Genomic DNA, 16703 nt, shown 5'->3' with positions numbered 1-16703 from the left:
TGGCGCGCAGCGCTTACTTGAGCACCCAGCCGTTGAACTTCTCGATCACTGCAGCCTGGTTGGCCACCCAGTACTTGGCATCGATCTGCACGCCGTTCTTGATGTTGTCGGGATAGGTGGGCGATTCCTTGGCCAGCTCGGGCTTGATGAACTTGAACGCTTCTGGCTGGGTCACGCCGGCGGCAAAGTACTGGGTCAGCGAGGCCATGCGCTGGGGCTCGGACGCGAACTTGATGAACTCGCGGCAGGCGTCGGCATTGGGCGTGCCCGCCAGGATGGACCAGCTGTCCACGCCCCAGATGTTCTGGTTCCAGACGATGCCGATCTTGGCGCCATCGGCATTGGCCGATTGCGGCCGCGACACCCAGGTGGCGATCATGTCGACTTCGCCGGACTTGAGCATCTGCTCGACCTGGGCGCCGGAGTTCCACCAGACATCGATCTTGGGCTTGATCTGGTCCAGGGCCTTGAAGGCGCGGTCCAGATCCAGCGGGTACAGCTGCGCAGCAGACACGCCCGAGGCCATCGCCGCCTGCTCCAGCGTGTCAAACGGGTGCTTGCGGATGCCACGGCGGCCGGGGAAGTCCTTGACGTTCCAGAAATCGGCCCAGGACTTGGGCGCGGCGCGGCCCTTGAAAGCCTCTTCGCGGTAGGCCAGCACGGTGCTGTAGACATTGGTGCCCACGCCGTAGGGCGACATGTACTGCGCCGGGATGGTCTTGACGAAGGGGTCGTTTTCCAGGCCGTGCTTTTCCAGCAGCACCTTGCCGCCTTCGGTCAGCAGCAGGATGGCCGGCTGGCTGATCTTGGCCATGTCCCAGGTGTAGTTCTTGGTCTCGACCATGCTGCGGATCTGCGCCACGGGCTCGGCCGTTGCCTGCACCCCCACCACTTCGATGCCGGTCTTCTGCGTGAAAGGCTTGTAGTACACCGCGCCATAGGCCTTGGTGTAGATACCGCCGTCATCACGCACCACGATACGCTTGGACGTGGCACGGGCATAGCGCAGTACGGCAGGTGCAGCAATCAGGCCTGCGCCAGCCACGGCCGCCTTCAGTGCGGTGCGACGGGAGGTAGTGATCTCAGTCATAAAGTGTCCTTTCGAAGGAAGAGGCAGGGGAAGTCAAGGGAGGGAGGGGATCAGGGAGCGGGCGGCAGCAGGCGCCCGGGGTTGAAGCGCTGCTGCGGATCGATGGCGCGTTTGATGGCCTGCATCAGATCGAGCTCGACGGCGGGCTTGAACAGCGCCATCTCGTCGGTCAGCACCTGGCCGATGCCATGCTCGGCGCTGAAGGTGCCAGCCAGCGCGCAGGCCACTTCGTTGACGGCCTGCTTGACGCGGTGCGAGAGCTGGTCCTGCTCAGCGGGCGAGAGCGCCTGCCACTGCGCAAACTGCATCTGCGGGATGAAGTGCACATTGCCGTCGCCCAGGTGGGCCACGATGATGATCGGCGCGCCCGGCACGATGCCGTGCGCGGCGGCCGTCGCCTGGGTGATGAACGCCGGGATGGCCGACAGCGGCACCGCCGGGTCGGTGTTGATGCCGATGCCGGCCTTCTTGTTGCCTTCGGAGACGCTGTGGCGCACCTCCCACCAGTCGGCCTGTTGCTTGCCATTGGTGGCGATGGCCGCATCCAGCAGCAGGCCCTCTTCGGCGGCGGCCGACAGCGTCTCTTCGAGCGCAGCGGACAGCAGCGCCTCGTCACAGGTGTCGGTCAGCTCCACCAGCACATGCCAGGGGTAGCTGGGGCTGAGAGGCGCGCGGCGGTCGGCCACATGGCCCAGCACAATGTTCAGCTGCACATCGTTGAGCATCTCGAAAGCCGACAGCGAGGCACTGCAGCGGCTCTGGAACCGGGCCAGCATGGCGATGGCCGCCTGGGGCGATTCCACCGCCAGCCAGGCCATCGCCCGCGCCGTGGGCAGCGGGTGGAGCTTGAGCGTGGCGCCGGTAATGATGCCCAGCGTGCCTTCTGAGCCAATGAACAAATGCTTGAGATCAAAGCCGGTGTTGTTCTTGCGCAGGCCGTAGAGCCCTTCCCAGATGCGGCCATCGGGCAGCACCACTTCGAGGCCCAGCACGTTCTCGCGGGTATTGCCATAGCGCAGCACGCCCGTGCCGCCGGCATTGGTTGCGATATTGCCGCCGATCTGGCAGGAGCCTTCGGCGCCCAGGCTCACCGGGTAGAGGCGCCCATGGCTGCGGGCGGTCTCCTGCACGGTCTGCAACACGCAGCCGGCATCGACCACCATCGAGTTGTTGGCCGGATCGACCGCGCGCACCTGGCGCATGCGGCCCAGGTTGATGACCACGGTCTCGGGCAGATCGGCACGCGGAATCGCGCCTTCGCAGAGGCTGGTATTGCCGCCCTGGGCCACGACCGGCACCTGCGCTGCATGGCAGATCCGGACCACCTCCGCCACCTGCGCCGTCGTCGACGGGAACAGCACGCACTGGGCCTGGCCCTGGTAGCGGCCGCGCCAGTCGGTCACATGGCCGGCCAGGTCCTGCTGGCTGCGGAGAACTGCGCTATCACCAAGCAACGCGATGAAGGTCTGAATCAATGCCATATGCCCACGGGTCCAAAGTCTGGGAGAGGAACCGATGATCGCTAATTCTTAATAAGATTAGTATTAGATGAAATACGAATACATGTGATCGAATGGCAATTAGTCAAAATCTGGCTAGGGCGCCGCAGGCCGCAAAACCTGTCGCACCAAGCGGTCAAAAACGAATCTGCATCCGCATGCGGGCAGCCCTTTGCAGCTCGGGGCGTTCACAGCGCGCGGAAGCCGTCACAATAGCGGCCTGACTGTCAGCGCCTGCCTCCGCTGTGGGGCCGGTCTCACCTGGAGACTTTTGCATGCCTATTTCTGCCCGCTACCGTCTGTTGTCCCGCACGGCCAGTGCGCTGGTGCTCGCTGTTCTGGGGGCCTCGGCTGCCCAGGCGGCCGGTGTCATCAAGATCGGTGAGATCAACAGCTACAAGAACCAGCCCGCTTTTTTGGAGCCCTACAAGCGCGGCATGGAGCTGGCGGTGGACGAAGTCAACCGCGCAGGCGGCGTGAACGGCAAGAAGCTCGAGCTGATCACGCGCGACGACAATGCCAACCCGGGCGATACCGTGCGCGTGGCCGAGGAGCTGATCGCGCGCGAAAAGGTCGATGTGCTGGCCGGCGGCTTTCTGTCGAACACCGGCATGGCACTGACCGATTTTGCCAAGCAGCGCAAGTTCTTCTACCTTGCTACCGAGCCGCTGACGGACAAGATGGTCTGGAGCAATGGCAACGCCTACACCTTCCGCCTGCGCCCCTCCACCTACATGCAGGTGTCGATGCTGGTCGAAGAGGCGCTCAAGCTCAAGAAAAAGCGCTGGGCTCTCGTCTACCCCAACTACGAGTACGGCCAGTCCTCAGTCGCCACCTTCAAGGCCAAGATGAAGGCGGCCCAGCCCGATGTGGAGTTCGTCACCGAGCAGGCCACCGTGCTGGGCAAGGTCGATGCCGGCAGCGTCGTGCAGGCGCTGGCCGATGCCAAGCCCGATGCGATCTTCAATGTGCTGTTTGCCACCGACCTGACCAAGTTTGTGCGCGAGGGCAATACGCGCGGCCTGTTCAAGGACCGCGAGGTCGTCAGCGTTTTGAGCGGCGAGCCCGAATACCTGGACACGCTCAAGGCCGAAACGCCCAATGGCTGGATCGTCACCGGCTACCCCGTGCACACGCTGAAGACGCCCGAGCACAAGGCCTTCTTCGACGCCTACCAGGCCAAGTACAAGGACTACCCGCGCCAGGGCTCGGTCGTTGGCTATGCCGGCATCAAGTCGCTGGCCGAGGGCATCAAGAAGGCCGGCAACACTGACACCGAGGCGCTGATCAAGGCCTTTGAAGGCCTGCAGGTCGTGTCGCCGTTTGGCCCGATCACCTGGCGCGCGCAGGACCACCAATCGACCATGGGCGCCTATGTGGGCAAGCTCAAGAACGTGGGCGGCAAGGGCGAGCTGGTGGACTATGTCTACCGCGATGGCAAGGACTACCTGCCCAGCGATGACGAAGTGCGCAAGATGCGCCCGCAGTAAGCTGATGGAACGCTGCCTGGCCCCCGCAAGCGCCGCAGGTCGGTGGGCGCGCATGCCCCGCTGGCTGGGGCGGCAAGACGGCCAGGCATGGCGACAAGCGCAGGGAGGCGCATGAGTTTTTCCGGTCTGCTGGTGCAACTGCTCAATGGCCTGGCCGGCGCCTCGTCGCTGTTTCTGGTGGCCGCCGGGCTGTCGCTGATTTTTGGCGTCTGCCGCATCGTCAACTTTGCGCATGGGTCCTTTTACATGGTGGGGCTGTACGCGGCCTATGCGCTGGCCGAGGCCATGGCGCCCCTTGGGGGCGGCTGGGGTTTTTGGCTGTCGCTGCCGCTGTCGGCCATCGCCGTCGGGCTGCTGGGCGGTGTGGTGGAGGTGCTGCTGCTGCGCCGCATTTACAAGGCGCCCGAGCTGTTTCAGCTGCTCGCCACATTTGCGCTGGTGCTAGTGATCAAGGATGCGGTGCTGTGGCTGTGCGGGCCCGATGAGCTGCTGGGCCCGCGCGCGCCGGGGCTGGGCGGCGCGGTCGATATCCTGGGCCGCGCCTTTCCAAGCTATGACCTGTTCTTGATCGCGGTGGGCCCACTGGTGCTGGGTGCCACCTGGCTGCTGCTGCACCGCAGCCGCTTTGGCATGCTGGTGCGCGCCGCCACGCAGGACCGCGAAATGGTGGGCGCTTTGGGCGTGCGCCAGGCCTGGCTGTTCACGGCGGTGTTTGCGCTGGGCGCCGCGCTGGCCGGGCTGGGCGGCGCGCTGCAGCTGCCGCGCGAACCGGCCACCCTGGAGCTCGATCTGCAGACCATTGGCTCGGCCTTTGTCGTGGTGGTGGTCGGCGGCATGGGCTCGCTCACCGGTGCCTTTGTCGCGGCACTGCTGGTGTCCACCGTCAAGGCGCTGTGCATCTGGCTGGGCGTGGTGCAGATCGCCGGTATCGATATTGCGTTTCCGCAGCTGACCTTGGTGGCGGACTTTTTGGTGATGGCCGTGGTGCTGGTGCTGCGCCCCTGGGGCCTGCTGGGCAAGCCGCAGGCCGCGAGCCGCAGCCAGGGCCTGCGCGAGCAGCCGCTGCGCGCCCCCCCGCCTGCCTTGAAAGCCGTGGGAGCTGCTGTGCTGCTGGCCTTGCTGGCGCTGCCCTGGGCGGTCGATGCGCAGTCCTACACCCTGGTGCTTATGGTGGACCTGGTCATTGCCGCGCTGTTTGCGACCAGCCTGCATTTCTTGATGGGGCCGGCAGGTCTCCATTCCTTTGGCCATGCGGCCTTCTTTGGCCTGGGCGCCTATGGTGCGGCGCTGCTGCTGAACGCGGCGGGCCTGCCGATGCTGTGGGCGCTGCTGCTGGCGCCACTGCTGGCGGCCTTGGGCGGCCTGTTGACCGGCTGGTTTGCGGTGCGGCTGACGGGCGTGTATTTCTCGATGCTGACCCTGGCCTTTGCGCAGATCATCTGGGCTACCACCTTCCAGTGGGATTCGGTCACCGGGGGCAGCAATGGCCTCACGGGTGTCTGGCCGGCGGCCTGGCTGGAGGACAAGCGCTGGTTCTACCTGCTGACCCTGCTGCTGGCCACCGCTGGCGTGCTGGCGCTGTGGCGGGTGCTGTATGCGCCGCTGGGCTATGCGCTGCGTGCCAGCCGCGACGCACCGCTGCGCGCCGAGGCCATCGGCATTGCGGTGGCGCGGGTGCAGTGGATGGGCTTTGTGCTGGCTGCCTCGGTGGCCGGGCTGGCGGGCGCCTTGTTTGCGTTCTCCAAGGGCAGCATCTCGCCCGAGACCATGTCGGTGGCCAAGTCCGTCGATGGCCTGGTCATGGTGCTGCTGGGCGGTGTGCAGACCTTGGTGGGGCCGATTCTGGGCGCCTTCAGCTTTACCTGGCTGCATGACGCCATGGCGCGCAACACCGACTACTGGCGTGCCACCTTGGGCGCGGTGATTCTGCTGCTGGTCTTGCTGTTCCCCCAGGGCATTGCCGGCTACGGCAAGCGCTGGTGGCAGTGGCTGGTGCAGCGCCGGGCAGCGTAAAAAACCCTGCGGGTTTGCGCAGGGTCTGGGTGGTGCGGGGCGGCGCCGATCAGCTGTTGCAAGCCTTGCTGCCCTTGGCCGGTTGGATGCCCTTGGCTTTCGCATCTGCCACCGTCATGTACTCGCCTTGCTTGGTGGTGCCGTAGTAGCGGTCACCTTGGCAGTGGTAGATCTTGGAGCTGGTATTGGCCCAGACCTTGCCGGCACCGCCGCCAGGGGCGGGGGTCTTGGCCTTGTCGGCAGCGGCCGCTGGCGCTGCTGCTGCGGGGGCCGCCGGCGCGGCCTTGGCGGCAGGGGCTGGTTTGGCCGCAGGTGCCGTGCCCGCTGCCGGTGTCTGGGCAAAAACTGCCGCTGTGCTGCACAGGGCGATACCGCTGATCCAGGCTTTCCAGGTATTGCGCATAGAACTCTCCTGTCGTTTTGTTGCAAGGGATGCCGGGCCTCAGGGCCATGGCACCCCCATGCTGCGACGGGCACCTGCAAAAAACAACCGGGTCAATGCGGATATATGTTTTTTATCGTCATTAATTTTGTAATTGCTTGTTTTTATTGATTGTTGGCATGAGCACTGCCTGCCGGTCGATCCATGTCGGGGTACAGGCGGCCTAGCGCCTGGTGCAGGCATTCACCGAGCTGCAGCTGCAGCGCCTGCAAGTGGGCGGCGCGCGCCTCGTCGCTCAAACCGGCATCGGCGGCCAGGCTGCCCAGCGCCTTCCACTGCTGCTGCCATTGGGTGGCGCGGTGCTGCACGGCGGCCTGCACGGCCTCGCTCCACTGCGCCGGCGCGCTGGGGCTGGTGTAGCGCCCGCGTCCCCGGCCAAAGTGCGAGATCACCAGGTACTTGAGCAGCAGCTGGCCGGTCAAGGCGCTCAGGTACTCGGGCGAGAGGTGAAAGCGCTGGGCCTGCTGGTCAAACATCTTGTTGGCGCTCCAGGCGGCACCGGCAAAGGTTACGGCACCCACCAAGGCGCCCACCAGCGCGCCTGCGCCCAAGGTCATGCCGCCGGCCACCATATCGGCGCCCAGGCCGGTTGCAGCACCAGCCGTGAGCGCGCCCCAGAGGCTGGCCGTCTGCGGATCCAGCGGTGTGCTGGTTTTCAGGTGGTCCTTGAGCTGCTGCTGGATCTGGCTGGCCGCCTGGCCATCGAGCTGGTGCAGCGCCAGCAGCGCCTGGGTGCTGGCCAGGTCGGCCTGCTGCAGGGACTGGGTCAGGCGTTGCATCGCGGCGGTCTGCTCGGGGCTGAGCTCGGCGCCCTCAGGACCACTGCCACGGATGGCCTGTGCAACCGAGCCGCTCACCTTGCTCCAGGCGCGCTGCCAGAGCTTGTTGTCGCTGGTCTGCACGGTCTCCTGCGCAGTGGCCGCCAGCAGCAGCTGCTCGGCCAGGGCCTGCAGGCTGGCCGCTTCGCGCGCTTGCTGGCGCTGTGCGCGGGTTTGCAAGAGGCGCTGGTAAGCCGGCTGCTTGGCATCGGGCAGCAGCGGCGCGATGGACTGCATCACCTGCTTTTCATGCCACCAGCTGCGCGTGAAGGCATCGAGCACCTGCACCGAGCGCACGGTGCCGGCAAACTCGGCCGTCGCCGCGCGCCAGCGCTGCAGGTCGGCGGCGGTTTGGGTGGCTGTGGTGTCACTGCCGATCTGGTTGAGTAGCACCAGCACGGGCTTGTCCATCCACTGCAGGATGCGCATCTCGCTGGCCCAGTAACCGGCGTCGGCCGGGTCTTCGGCGGCATTGACCAGGTAGAGCATCACATCGGCATGGTCACGCGCGGCCTGCAAGGCGCGCTGGCTCATGTAGAAGGGCTTGTCGCGCCAGCGGTCCCAGACATTGGACAGAAACCAGCCCAGCGGGTTGCCCTGCTGCTTCAAGCGGTTGTAGAGCCGCACCGAATCGCCAAAACCCGGCGTGTCCCAGAGCCACAGTTCATCGCCTTGCTCGGTGCGCTGCAGCAGGTATCGCTGCGATTGGCTGGTGACATGGGCGGCGTCCTGGACTTCGCCAATGTCCTCGGCGACCAGGGTGCGGGCCAGGGTGGTCTTGCCGATATTGGTGTGCGACAGCAGGCACCAGGCGATGGTCTGGTCGTTGGCTGCATCCGCTGCCTGCGGCACAGCGGCGGGGAGTGGGGGGGCGTTCGTCATCTCGGTCATCGTGCGGGTCTCGTCAGGTGCCGGTGGTGATCAGCTGCGCGTTGAAGCCGTGCTGCTGGGCAAATTCCTGCCACAGCGCTTCGCGCTCCTGCAGGCGGCGGGGGGCGCCGGCATTGCGGGCGGCAAAGTCACTGGCCCAGAGCCAGAGCTGGCCGTTGGCGCCAAAGCGGCTGCGCAGCTGGGCCAGCAGCTCGCCATGTACCTCGGCCTCGGGCGTGGCTGACAGGTTGATGAGCGCAATGGCCTGCGCAGCGGGCGCCAAATCGACGGCCGGCAGCGCAGCGCCATAGGCCAGCGTCGGCAGCCAGTCGACATGGGCGCCGGCGCCATACAGATCGGTCGCAAAGTGGTCGATCGCGGCGCGCCGCTCGGGCGTCACATCCATGCTGAACGGCAGCAGCACCAGGCGCGTGGCCAGGCCGCCAAAGTCGCGCTGCAGCCGGGCAAAGTAGGCCTGGTTCAGCGGCAGCTGCAGGTGCTGGCTGCGCCAGCGCGCGCGCAGCCCTTGCCATAGCGCCAGCAGCACACGCGGTACCACCACGGTGGCGCCCAGCAAGGCGGTATAGGCCCAGACCCAGCGCGCGCCGACACCGGAGGCGGGGGCTGCCATGGCCTGGGTTGCCGGGGCCGATGGCGCCGCGGGCAGGCTGCTGCTCACCCAGCCTTGCAGCGCCTGGATATCGGTCAGGCTCCAGGGCGTCGTCCACTGCAGCCATTGGGTGGGGGCGAACAGGAGGTTGAGCCAGTGCTGCACCTGCGGGGCCGACAGGAAGGTGCTCTCCCAGCCGACCTGGTATTCCTTGGTGAGGCCCGTGAGCCAGAGCGAGGCCAGTGCGCCCACGGCGACCAGCGCCGCGCCCAGGTGCAGCCACAGCAGCCATTGCGCATTGCGCACCCCTTCGCTGGCCTGCCACCAGTTGCGCTCAAAGCGCAGCGCCATCTTGCGCAGGCCGCTGCCGCGCAGCGCAGGCATGGCCTTGCCGCGCAGGCGGGCGATCCAGCCGGGGTGCTCATCGGCAGCAGCCGCGCTGGGTGCCGTGCCGGCTGGCGTGGGCTGTGTGGGCTCCCAGGGCGCCACGCGCGCTGGCTGGCGCCGTGCCAGGCGCAGCAGGCTGCGCAGCAAGAGCACGGTGTACATCAGCAGGTTCCACAGCACGATGCCCATCAGCGACAGCGACATCAGATCGACCCGGTGCGGATCGGTAATGCGGTGGCTGGCAAAGCCAAGGCACAGCGCCAGCAGGCCGATCGCCAGCGGTGCCCAGTGCGCCAGGCCCGGGGCATGCTGCCACAGCTGGCGCACATCAGCGGGCAACTGGCTGGCCTGGATGATGCGCTTGGCGCGCAGCTGCAGAAACTGGGCAAAGGCGGCCTGGCCGGCCTTGCCACCCAGCGCGGGCTTGCCCAAGGTGTGCAGCACCTCCTGCGTGATGGCCTCGCAGCGCGCAGCGCTGGGCAGGGCCTCATGGGGCGGTGAGGTCTCGATGGCATGGGCCAGGGCGATGTCACGAACGGCGTCAGCTTTCATGGCAGCTATTGTGGCATCGGGAAAACCTGCAAGGTTTTGCCTGGAGTGCTGTGGTATCAACAAGCTTTGCCTTCACAGAGATAAAGCAGCCTATGACAACCATGATGAACTTTGCTGAGATGCCCGATGCCAACGGTTTCTTTGGTGACTACGGCGGCCAGCTGGTGCCCCCGCATCTGAAAAAGGCCATGGACGACATCGCCGAGGCCTACGAGCAGATCGTGCAGCGCCAGGACTTCCAGGACGAACTCCAGCAGCTGTTCCAGGACTATGTGGGCCGCCCCAGCCCGATCTTCCATGCCCGCCGTTTGTCAGAGCAGCTGGGCGGCGCGCAGATCCATTTGAAGCGCGAGGACCTCAACCACACGGGGGCGCACAAGATCAACCACTGCCTGGGCGAGGCGCTGCTGGCCAAGTTCATGGGCAAGACCAAGGTGATTGCCGAGACCGGCGCCGGCCAGCATGGCGTGGCGCTGGCCACCGCCTGCGCGCTGGTGGGCATCCCCTGCGAGATCCACATGGGCCAGGTCGATATCGAAAAAGAGCACCCCAATGTCACCAAGATGCGCATCCTGGGCTGCAAGCTGGTGCCGGTGACCTTTGGCCAGGCGACTCTGAAGGAGGCGGTGGACAGCGCGTTTGAGGAATACCTCAAGGACCCGACGAACTACCTGTATGCGATCGGCTCGGTGGTGGGCCCGCACCCGTTTCCGAAGATGGTGCGCGACTTCCAGTCCATCGTCGGGCGCGAGGCGCGCGAGCAGTTCCAGACCCGGCACGGCAAGCTGCCCGACTATGTGGCCGCCTGCGTGGGCGGTGGCTCCAATGCGATGGGCATCTTTACGGCCTTTCTGCCCGATGCCAGTGTCAAGCTAGTGGGCGTGGAGCCAGCGGGCGAGGGCGTGGACCAGCCGGGCAAGCATGCCGCCACCTTGTCGGTGGGCAAGCCCGGCGCCATCCATGGCATGAAATGCTATGTGCTGGAGAACGCCGATGGCAGCCCTGCGGCCGTGCATTCCATCGCTTCGGGCCTGGACTACCCCGGCGTGGGCCCGCAGCACAGCTACTTGAAGGACCTGGGCCGGGTCGATTACCAAGCCGTGGACGACCAGGCCTGCCTCAACGCCTTCATGACCCTGTCGCGGGTCGAGGGCATCATCCCGGCGCTCGAAAGCGCCCATGCCGTCGCCTGGGCCATGGGTATCGCGCCGCAGCTGGACAAGGGGGTGAACATCCTCGTCAACCTCTCGGGCCGGGGCGACAAGGACGCCGATTATGTGGCCAAGAAGCTGGGGCTCTGAGCGAGTTTTGAGCTAGAAGCAGCCGGAAACGGCCGTCACGCAGGGAGCGCATGCTCCCTTTTTTGCGTGGCTACGGCATAGCGCAGGTCGCCTGGTACTCGGGTAAATACGCTTCTGCTATTTGGATATGTCTATTTAGTATTTGTGGATTGCATACTCGATAGCTCAGAATGCGGTTTTCGCATTCAATACCCATGGAACTTCGCCAGCTTGAGGCCTTCGCGGCCGTGATCTCGACCGGCAGCGTGACGGCCGCCGGGCGCATGCTGGGCCGCTCGCAGCCCGCGATCAGCCGCCTGGTGCAGGAGCTGGAGCAGGAGATTGGTTACGCGCTGTTCAGCCGCAACGGCCCGCGCATTACCCCGAATGAACAAGGCTTTTTGCTGTACGAGGATGTGGCCCATGCGCTGCACAGCCTGCAACAGATCCGCCAGCGTGCCCGCGAGATTGCAGGCGGCAGCCAACGCCCGCTGAACCTGCTGGCCACGCCGGCGCTGGCCGCGGGCCTGGTACCTGCGGCGCTGGCGCGGCTCGAAGGCGCGATGGCGCAGAGCATCTCGCACATCCAGCTGCGCAGCGCCTCGCCCGAGCAGGTGGCGCAAGGCGTGCTGACGGGGGCCGCCCAGCTGGGCGTGAGCAGCCTGCCGCTGGAGCACCGGGGCCTGCAGGTGCACTGGATTGGCCGCGCGCCCTGCGTGGCGGTGCTGCCCGAAGCGGACCCACTGGCCGCGCTGGACGTGGTGCCGCTTTTGGCACTGGCCGAGCGCCGCATCATCACCATGGCCAACCCCTACCGCTTGCGTGGCCGCCTCGATGAAGCCTTTGCCGCTGCCCGCCCGGGCGCGCAGCCGGGCGAGACCCAGTTCATGGAAACCAATGCTTCGGTCAATGCGATGGCCGCCGTGCGCGCCGGCCTGGGCGTGTCGGTGCTGGAGCCGGTGACGGCGCTGGGCCTGCCTTTGCAAGGCGTGGTGGTACGCCCGCTCGATACCGAGATCCCGTTTTTGTTTGGCGTGGTCAGCCAGCAGGCCACGCCGTGTACGCCTGCGATGGATGCGCTGTGCCAGGCCTTGACCGAGGTGGCGCAGGCGCTGCTGCCCGGCTTTGTACTGCATGACGCACGCGCCCACGCCGCGCTGCTGGAAGAAATGCTGCCCGAGGGCCAGCGGCCCGCTGCGGGCACACCAGAATTTTGAGAGAACCACGCATGAACGACGAACGCTTACTGCCGCCCCAGGGGCTGGCCGCACTCGAAGCCCGGGTGCGCCAGGACCTGGCCTGGCTGGACCTGCCCGCCAAGGACTGGCTGCCCGAGACCGCGCTGGAGGGCGAGCCGGTGCTGCCCGTGGCCATCATCGGCGGCGGCATGTCGGGCCTGGCCGCATGCGCGGCGCTGCGCTTCATGGGCGTGCCGGCCGAGATCTTTGACCAGTCGCCGGCGGGCTTTGAAGGCCCCTGGGCGACGACGGCGCGCATGGAAACGCTGCGCTCACCCAAGCAGCTCACCGGCCCGGCGCTGGGCAAACCGGCGCTCACATTCCGCGCCTGGTTCGAGTCGCAGTTCGGCCTGGAGGCCTGGGAGGCGCTCGACAAGATCCCGCGCCTGCAGTGGATGGACTACCTGCGCTGGTACCGCCAGGTGCTGGCGCTGCCGGTGCACAACGGCCACAAGGTGCTGGCCGTGCGCCCACGCGGCGCCGATGGCGTGGTGCAGCTCGATCTGGAGACGCCCGGCGGCGCACGCAAGGTGCTGGCGCGCCATGTGGTGCTGGCCACCGGCCGCGACGGCCTGGGCGGCGCTTATGTGCCCGAGATGGCACGCAGCCTGCCGCGCGACCGTTGGGCCCATTCGTCAGACAGCACCGATTACGCCCAACTGGCTGGCCAGCGTATCGGCGTGGTGGGGGCCGGTGCCTCGGCGATGGACAGCGCAGCGACGGCGCTGGAGAGCGGCGCGGCCAGCGTTGATCTGCTGATCCGCCGCAACGACATTCCCCGCGTCAACAAGGGCAAGGGTGCCGGCAGCCCGGGCCTGACCCATGGCCACCTGCAGCTGCCCGACGACTGGAAGTGGAAGATCCGCCACTACATCAATGTGCAGCAGGTGCCGCCACCCCGGGGCAGCACCTTGCGCGTCTCGCGCCATGCCAATGCCCGCTTCAACCTGGGCTGCGCGATCGAGCGCATGGAATGGACCGGCGACGAGATCCGCGTCCATACCTCCAAGGGCGTGTTCCACCTGGACTTTGTCGTGTTCTCCACCGGCTTTCGCATCGACTGGAATGCGCGCAGCGAGTTTGCGCCCTTTGCCGCCCATGTGCGCAACTGGGGCGACCGCTACCGCCACCCCGAGGGCGAGGACGACCAGGAGCTGTCCGATTCGCCCGACCTGGGCCCGGCCTTCGAGCTGCAGCAAAAGATTCCCGGCGCCTGCCCGGGGCTGGAGCGCATCCATGCGTTCTCCTACCCGGCCGCGCTGACGCATGGCACGGTGTCCGGCGATATTCCTGCGATCAGCGTGGGCGCCGAGCGCCTGGCACAGGGCATCAGCAGCCGCCTGTATGCCGAAGATGTGCAGTGGCATTTCGAGAAGCTGCAGGCCTTCAGCGACCCCGAGGTGTTTGGCGATGAGTGGACGCCGGCTGAACCACCTGGCCAGGCCACCGCACTGCTGGACAAGGCGGGCGCACCATGATCGGCTGGCTGCTGCGCCGCCTTGTGCAGGCCGTGGTGGTGGTGCTGCTGATGACGGTCATCGTCTTCGTCGGACTGCATGCCATCGGCAACCCGGTCGATATCCTCATCGGCCAGGACGTGGACCAGGTCGAGCGCGCGCGCATCATCGCCCAGCTGGGCTTTGACCAGCCGCTGTGGCGCCAGTACCTGGGCTTTGTCGGCGGCGCGCTGCAGGGCAACCTGGGCGTGAGCTTTGTCTACAACGTGCCGGCGATCGAGCTGATTTTGCAGCGCCTGCCCGCAACCCTGGAGCTGGCGATTGCCGCGCTGGTCATCGCCGTGGTGCTGGGCGTGCCGCTGGGTTTGCTGGCCGGCCTCTACCCCGAGAGCTGGTTTTCCAAATCCATCATGGCCGGCAGCATCGTGGGCTTTTCGCTGCCCACGTTCTGGGTCGGCCTGATGCTGATCATGACCTTCAGCGTGTCGCTGGGCATGCTGCCGTCGAGCGGGCGCGGCCAGACGGTGGAGTTCCTGGGCGCGCAGTGGTCGTTTCTGACCACCGATGGCCTGCGACACATGCTGCTGCCTGCGATCAACCTGTCGCTGTTCAAGATCTCGCTGGTGATCCGTTTGACGCGCGCCGGTGTGCGCGAGGTGCTGCCGCTCGACTATGTGAAGTTTGCCCGCGCCAAGGGCCTGTCGCCGCTGCGTGTGGTGGGCCTGCATGTGCTGCGCAATACGATGATTCCGCTGGTCACCGTGCTGGGCCTGGAGCTGGGCTCGACCATCGCCTTTGCGGTGGTGACCGAGAGCATCTTCTCCTGGCCGGGCGCTGGCAAATTGATTCTGGACAGCATCAATGCGCTGGACCGTCCCGTCATCGTCTCCTACCTGGTGGTGGTGGTCTGCCTGTTTGTCACGCTCAATCTGATCGTGGATATCTTGTACAAGGTGCTCGACCCCCGCGTGCGCCTGGAGGGCGCAGCATGAGCGGCACCAACACCCCTGCCAACGCCCCCGTGGGCACGGCCCCGGCCGCGGCGCTGCGCCAGCCTTCGCCCTGGCGCGCGCATGTGGCCGATTTTCTGGCCTCGCGCCTGGCGCTGTTTGGCCTGATCGTCGCCGTCGTGCTGATCCTGGCGGCGCTCGTCGCGCCCTGGATCACGCCGCAGAACCCCTATGACCTGCAGCAGCTCGATGTGCTCGATGCGCGCCAGCCGCCGGGCTCAGCCAATGGGCTGGCCAGCTTCCACTACCTGCTGGGCACCGATGGCCAGGGGCGCGATCTGTACTCGGCGATTCTCTACGGCCTGCGCATCAGCCTGCTGGTGGGCGTGGGCTCGGCGCTGATTGCCGGCGTGGTGGGCACCTTGCTGGGCCTGCTGGCCGCCTATGCCGGTGGCAAGACCGACACGATCATCATGCGCGTGGTGGACCTGATCCTGTCCTTCCCCTCGATCCTGGTGGCGATGATGATCCTCGCCTACCTGGGCAAGGGCGTGGGCAATGTGGTGCTGACCCTGGTGATCCTGGAATGGGCCTACTACGCCCGCACGGCACGCGGCCAGGCCCTGGTCGAGCGCCGGCGCGAGTATGTCGAGGCGGCGCGCTGCCTGGACATCCCCAACTGGCGCATCATGGTGCGCCACATCCTGCCCAACTGCCTGCCGCCGCTGATCGTGATCGGCACCCTGCAGATCGCCCGCGCCATCACCCTGGAGGCCACCCTGAGCTTTCTGGGCCTGGGCGTGCCGGTGACCGAGCCTTCGCTGGGCCTGCTGATCTCCAACGGCTACCAGTTCATGCTCTCGGGCCAGTACTGGATCAGCTTCTACCCCGGCATTGCGCTGCTGGTCACCATCGTGGCGATCAACCTGGTGGGCGACCGCCTGCGCGATGTCCTGAACCCGAGGAACACCCGATGAGCAGCGTGCCCACCTTGCAGGTGCGTAATCTGCGCACCGAGTTTGCGACCCGCGCCGGCACCCTGCGCGCGGTCAACGATGTGTCCTTCACCTTGGAGCGCGGCCGCATCCTGGGCCTGGTCGGCGAGTCCGGCTCGGGCAAGTCCGTCACCGGCTTTTCCATCATGGGCCTGGTCGATGCACCGGGCCGCGTGACCGGCGGTGAGGTGCTGTTCCAGGGCCGCGACATCACCAAGATCAAGCCGCGCGAGCTGCGCCAGCTGCAGGGCAACCGCATCGCGATGATCTTCCAGGACCCGATGATGACGCTCAACCCCGTGTTGCGCGTGGACACGCAGATGATCGAAGCGGTGCGCGCCCACACCTCGGCCAGCAAGGCCCAGGCGCGTGAGCGGGCCCGCGAGACCCTGGCGATGATGGGCATTGCCAGCCCAGACGAGCGCCTGCAGGCCTACCCGCACCAGCTCTCGGGCGGCATGCGCCAGCGCGTGGCCATTGCGACTGCGATGCTGCACCGGCCCGATCTGATCATTGCCGACGAGCCCACGACGGCGCTGGATGTGACCATCCAGGCGCAGATCCTGTCCGAGGTGCAAAAGCTCGCGCGCCAGCAGGGCACGGCGCTGATCTGGATCACGCACGACCTGTCGGTGGTGGCTGGTCTGGCCGATGAAGTGGCTGTCATGTATGCCGGCCGCATCGTTGAGCAAGGCGGCGTCGATGCCGTGCTGGACAGCCCCCTGCACCCCTATACCGCTGGCCTGATCGGCAGCCTGCCGGCCAACAACCGGCGCGGCAGCCGCCTGCAGCAGATTCCCGGCATGACGCCCAATATGCTGCAGCTTCCTCCCGGCTGCGCCTTTGCCGCGCGCTGCACCCGCGCCACTGCCGCCTGCCAGGCCCAGCCTGAGCAGACCGAGCCGCTGCCCGGCCGCCTGGTGCGCTGCTTTCACCCGGCGCTGACCGCCAGCGCCCCAAGCACCCTTGGTGCCACCGCGCCGCAAGGCCTGGAGGCCCGCGTATGAACGAG

General features: G+C 66.6%; 13 protein-coding genes. 8 read left to right on the top strand and 5 right to left on the bottom strand.

Translation table 11 applies throughout. From position 1 onward, the window contains the following. Positions 1–13 precede the first annotated feature (13 nt). Together F0Q04_RS01795 and F0Q04_RS01790 are read right to left on the bottom strand one after the other, a co-directional pair. Entirely contained in the window at positions 14–1090 is a 1077-nt protein-coding gene (locus F0Q04_RS01795) for an ABC transporter substrate-binding protein (RefSeq protein ID WP_182344156.1), read from the bottom strand. A gap of 50 nt (positions 1091–1140) precedes the next feature. Continuing rightward, positions 1141–2571 (bottom strand): FAD-binding oxidoreductase, encoded by a 1431-nt coding sequence (locus F0Q04_RS01790; RefSeq protein WP_116927607.1) that lies wholly within the window; start codon positions 2569–2571, stop codon positions 1141–1143. A gap of 293 nt (positions 2572–2864) precedes the next feature. Between F0Q04_RS01790 and F0Q04_RS01785 the strand changes: the two genes are divergently transcribed. Then, positions 2865–4079: an ABC transporter substrate-binding protein gene (locus F0Q04_RS01785; protein ID WP_182344154.1), complete on the top strand. Its 1215-nt coding sequence runs from the start codon at positions 2865–2867 to the stop codon at positions 4077–4079. A gap of 111 nt (positions 4080–4190) precedes the next feature. Further along, positions 4191–6092 carry an ABC transporter permease gene (locus tag F0Q04_RS01780; protein ID WP_182344152.1) on the top strand — a complete coding sequence of 634 codons (1902 nt, stop codon included), beginning with the start codon at positions 4191–4193 and terminating at the stop codon, positions 6090–6092. 49 nt (positions 6093–6141) lie between these two features. Here F0Q04_RS01780 and F0Q04_RS01775 read toward each other — a convergent pair whose 3' ends face one another. The 3 genes from F0Q04_RS01775 to F0Q04_RS01765 all read right to left on the bottom strand — a co-directional run bounded on the left by F0Q04_RS01775 (position 6142) and on the right by F0Q04_RS01765 (position 9771). Further along, positions 6142–6495: a signal protein gene (locus tag F0Q04_RS01775; protein ID WP_182344150.1), complete on the bottom strand. Its 354-nt coding sequence runs from the start codon at positions 6493–6495 to the stop codon at positions 6142–6144. Between the two features lie 143 nt (positions 6496–6638). Then, complete coding sequence (locus F0Q04_RS01770) at positions 6639–8234, bottom strand: DUF3482 domain-containing protein (RefSeq protein ID WP_182344148.1); 1596 nt, start codon at positions 8232–8234, stop codon at positions 6639–6641. Between the two features lie 22 nt (positions 8235–8256). Then, positions 8257–9771 (bottom strand): DUF2868 domain-containing protein, encoded by a 1515-nt coding sequence (locus F0Q04_RS01765; protein ID WP_182344146.1) that lies wholly within the window; start codon positions 9769–9771, stop codon positions 8257–8259. A 101-nt stretch (positions 9772–9872) separates the two neighbouring features. Here F0Q04_RS01765 and trpB point away from each other — a divergent pair, with 101 nt between their 5' ends. The 6 genes from trpB to F0Q04_RS01735 all read left to right on the top strand — a co-directional run bounded on the left by trpB (position 9873) and on the right by F0Q04_RS01735 (position 16698). Continuing rightward, a complete protein-coding gene (gene trpB / locus F0Q04_RS01760; RefSeq protein WP_409935115.1) occupies positions 9873–11072 on the top strand; it encodes a tryptophan synthase subunit beta in 1200 nt (399 codons plus the stop codon). 194 nt (positions 11073–11266) lie between these two features. Continuing rightward, entirely contained in the window at positions 11267–12268 is a 1002-nt protein-coding gene (locus F0Q04_RS01755; RefSeq protein WP_116927601.1) for a LysR family transcriptional regulator, read from the top strand. 11 nt (positions 12269–12279) lie between these two features. Next, the gene (locus F0Q04_RS01750; protein ID WP_116927600.1) at positions 12280–13767 is read left to right on the top strand and encodes a SidA/IucD/PvdA family monooxygenase; all 1488 of its coding nucleotides are present in this window, start codon (positions 12280–12282) and stop codon (positions 13765–13767) included. Continuing rightward, positions 13764–14738 carry an ABC transporter permease gene (locus F0Q04_RS01745; RefSeq protein WP_116927599.1) on the top strand — a complete coding sequence of 325 codons (975 nt, stop codon included), beginning with the start codon at positions 13764–13766 and terminating at the stop codon, positions 14736–14738. Before F0Q04_RS01750 ends, F0Q04_RS01745 begins: the two co-directional genes overlap by 4 nt. Then, a complete protein-coding gene (locus F0Q04_RS01740; RefSeq protein ID WP_182344144.1) occupies positions 14735–15673 on the top strand; it encodes an ABC transporter permease in 939 nt (312 codons plus the stop codon). Before F0Q04_RS01745 ends, F0Q04_RS01740 begins: the two co-directional genes overlap by 4 nt. Next, positions 15670–16698: an ABC transporter ATP-binding protein gene (locus F0Q04_RS01735; RefSeq protein ID WP_116927597.1), complete on the top strand. Its 1029-nt coding sequence runs from the start codon at positions 15670–15672 to the stop codon at positions 16696–16698. Before F0Q04_RS01740 ends, F0Q04_RS01735 begins: the two co-directional genes overlap by 4 nt. Positions 16699–16703 lie beyond the last annotated feature (5 nt).

The organism is Comamonas koreensis, assembly GCF_014076495.1.
In the GTDB taxonomy this organism is placed as follows: domain Bacteria; phylum Pseudomonadota; class Gammaproteobacteria; order Burkholderiales; family Burkholderiaceae_C; genus Comamonas; species Comamonas squillarum.
This window is presented reverse-complemented; position numbering and strand designations above follow the sequence as displayed.

Coding starts and splice junctions, on each gene's coding strand:
- F0Q04_RS01795 (WP_182344156.1), bottom strand. CDS start 1,090: ATGACTGAGATCACTACCTCCCGTCGCACCGCACTGAAGGCGGCCGTG.
- F0Q04_RS01790 (WP_116927607.1), bottom strand. CDS start 2,571: ATGGCATTGATTCAGACCTTCATCGCGTTGCTTGGTGATAGCGCAGTT.
- F0Q04_RS01785 (WP_182344154.1), top strand. CDS start 2,865: ATGCCTATTTCTGCCCGCTACCGTCTGTTGTCCCGCACGGCCAGTGCG.
- F0Q04_RS01780 (WP_182344152.1), top strand. CDS start 4,191: ATGAGTTTTTCCGGTCTGCTGGTGCAACTGCTCAATGGCCTGGCCGGC.
- F0Q04_RS01775 (WP_182344150.1), bottom strand. CDS start 6,495: ATGCGCAATACCTGGAAAGCCTGGATCAGCGGTATCGCCCTGTGCAGC.
- F0Q04_RS01770 (WP_182344148.1), bottom strand. CDS start 8,234: ATGACGAACGCCCCCCCACTCCCCGCCGCTGTGCCGCAGGCAGCGGAT.
- F0Q04_RS01765 (WP_182344146.1), bottom strand. CDS start 9,771: ATGAAAGCTGACGCCGTTCGTGACATCGCCCTGGCCCATGCCATCGAG.
- trpB (WP_409935115.1), top strand. CDS start 9,873: ATGATGAACTTTGCTGAGATGCCCGATGCCAACGGTTTCTTTGGTGAC.
- F0Q04_RS01755 (WP_116927601.1), top strand. CDS start 11,267: ATGGAACTTCGCCAGCTTGAGGCCTTCGCGGCCGTGATCTCGACCGGC.
- F0Q04_RS01750 (WP_116927600.1), top strand. CDS start 12,280: ATGAACGACGAACGCTTACTGCCGCCCCAGGGGCTGGCCGCACTCGAA.
- F0Q04_RS01745 (WP_116927599.1), top strand. CDS start 13,764: ATGATCGGCTGGCTGCTGCGCCGCCTTGTGCAGGCCGTGGTGGTGGTG.
- F0Q04_RS01740 (WP_182344144.1), top strand. CDS start 14,735: ATGAGCGGCACCAACACCCCTGCCAACGCCCCCGTGGGCACGGCCCCG.
- F0Q04_RS01735 (WP_116927597.1), top strand. CDS start 15,670: ATGAGCAGCGTGCCCACCTTGCAGGTGCGTAATCTGCGCACCGAGTTT.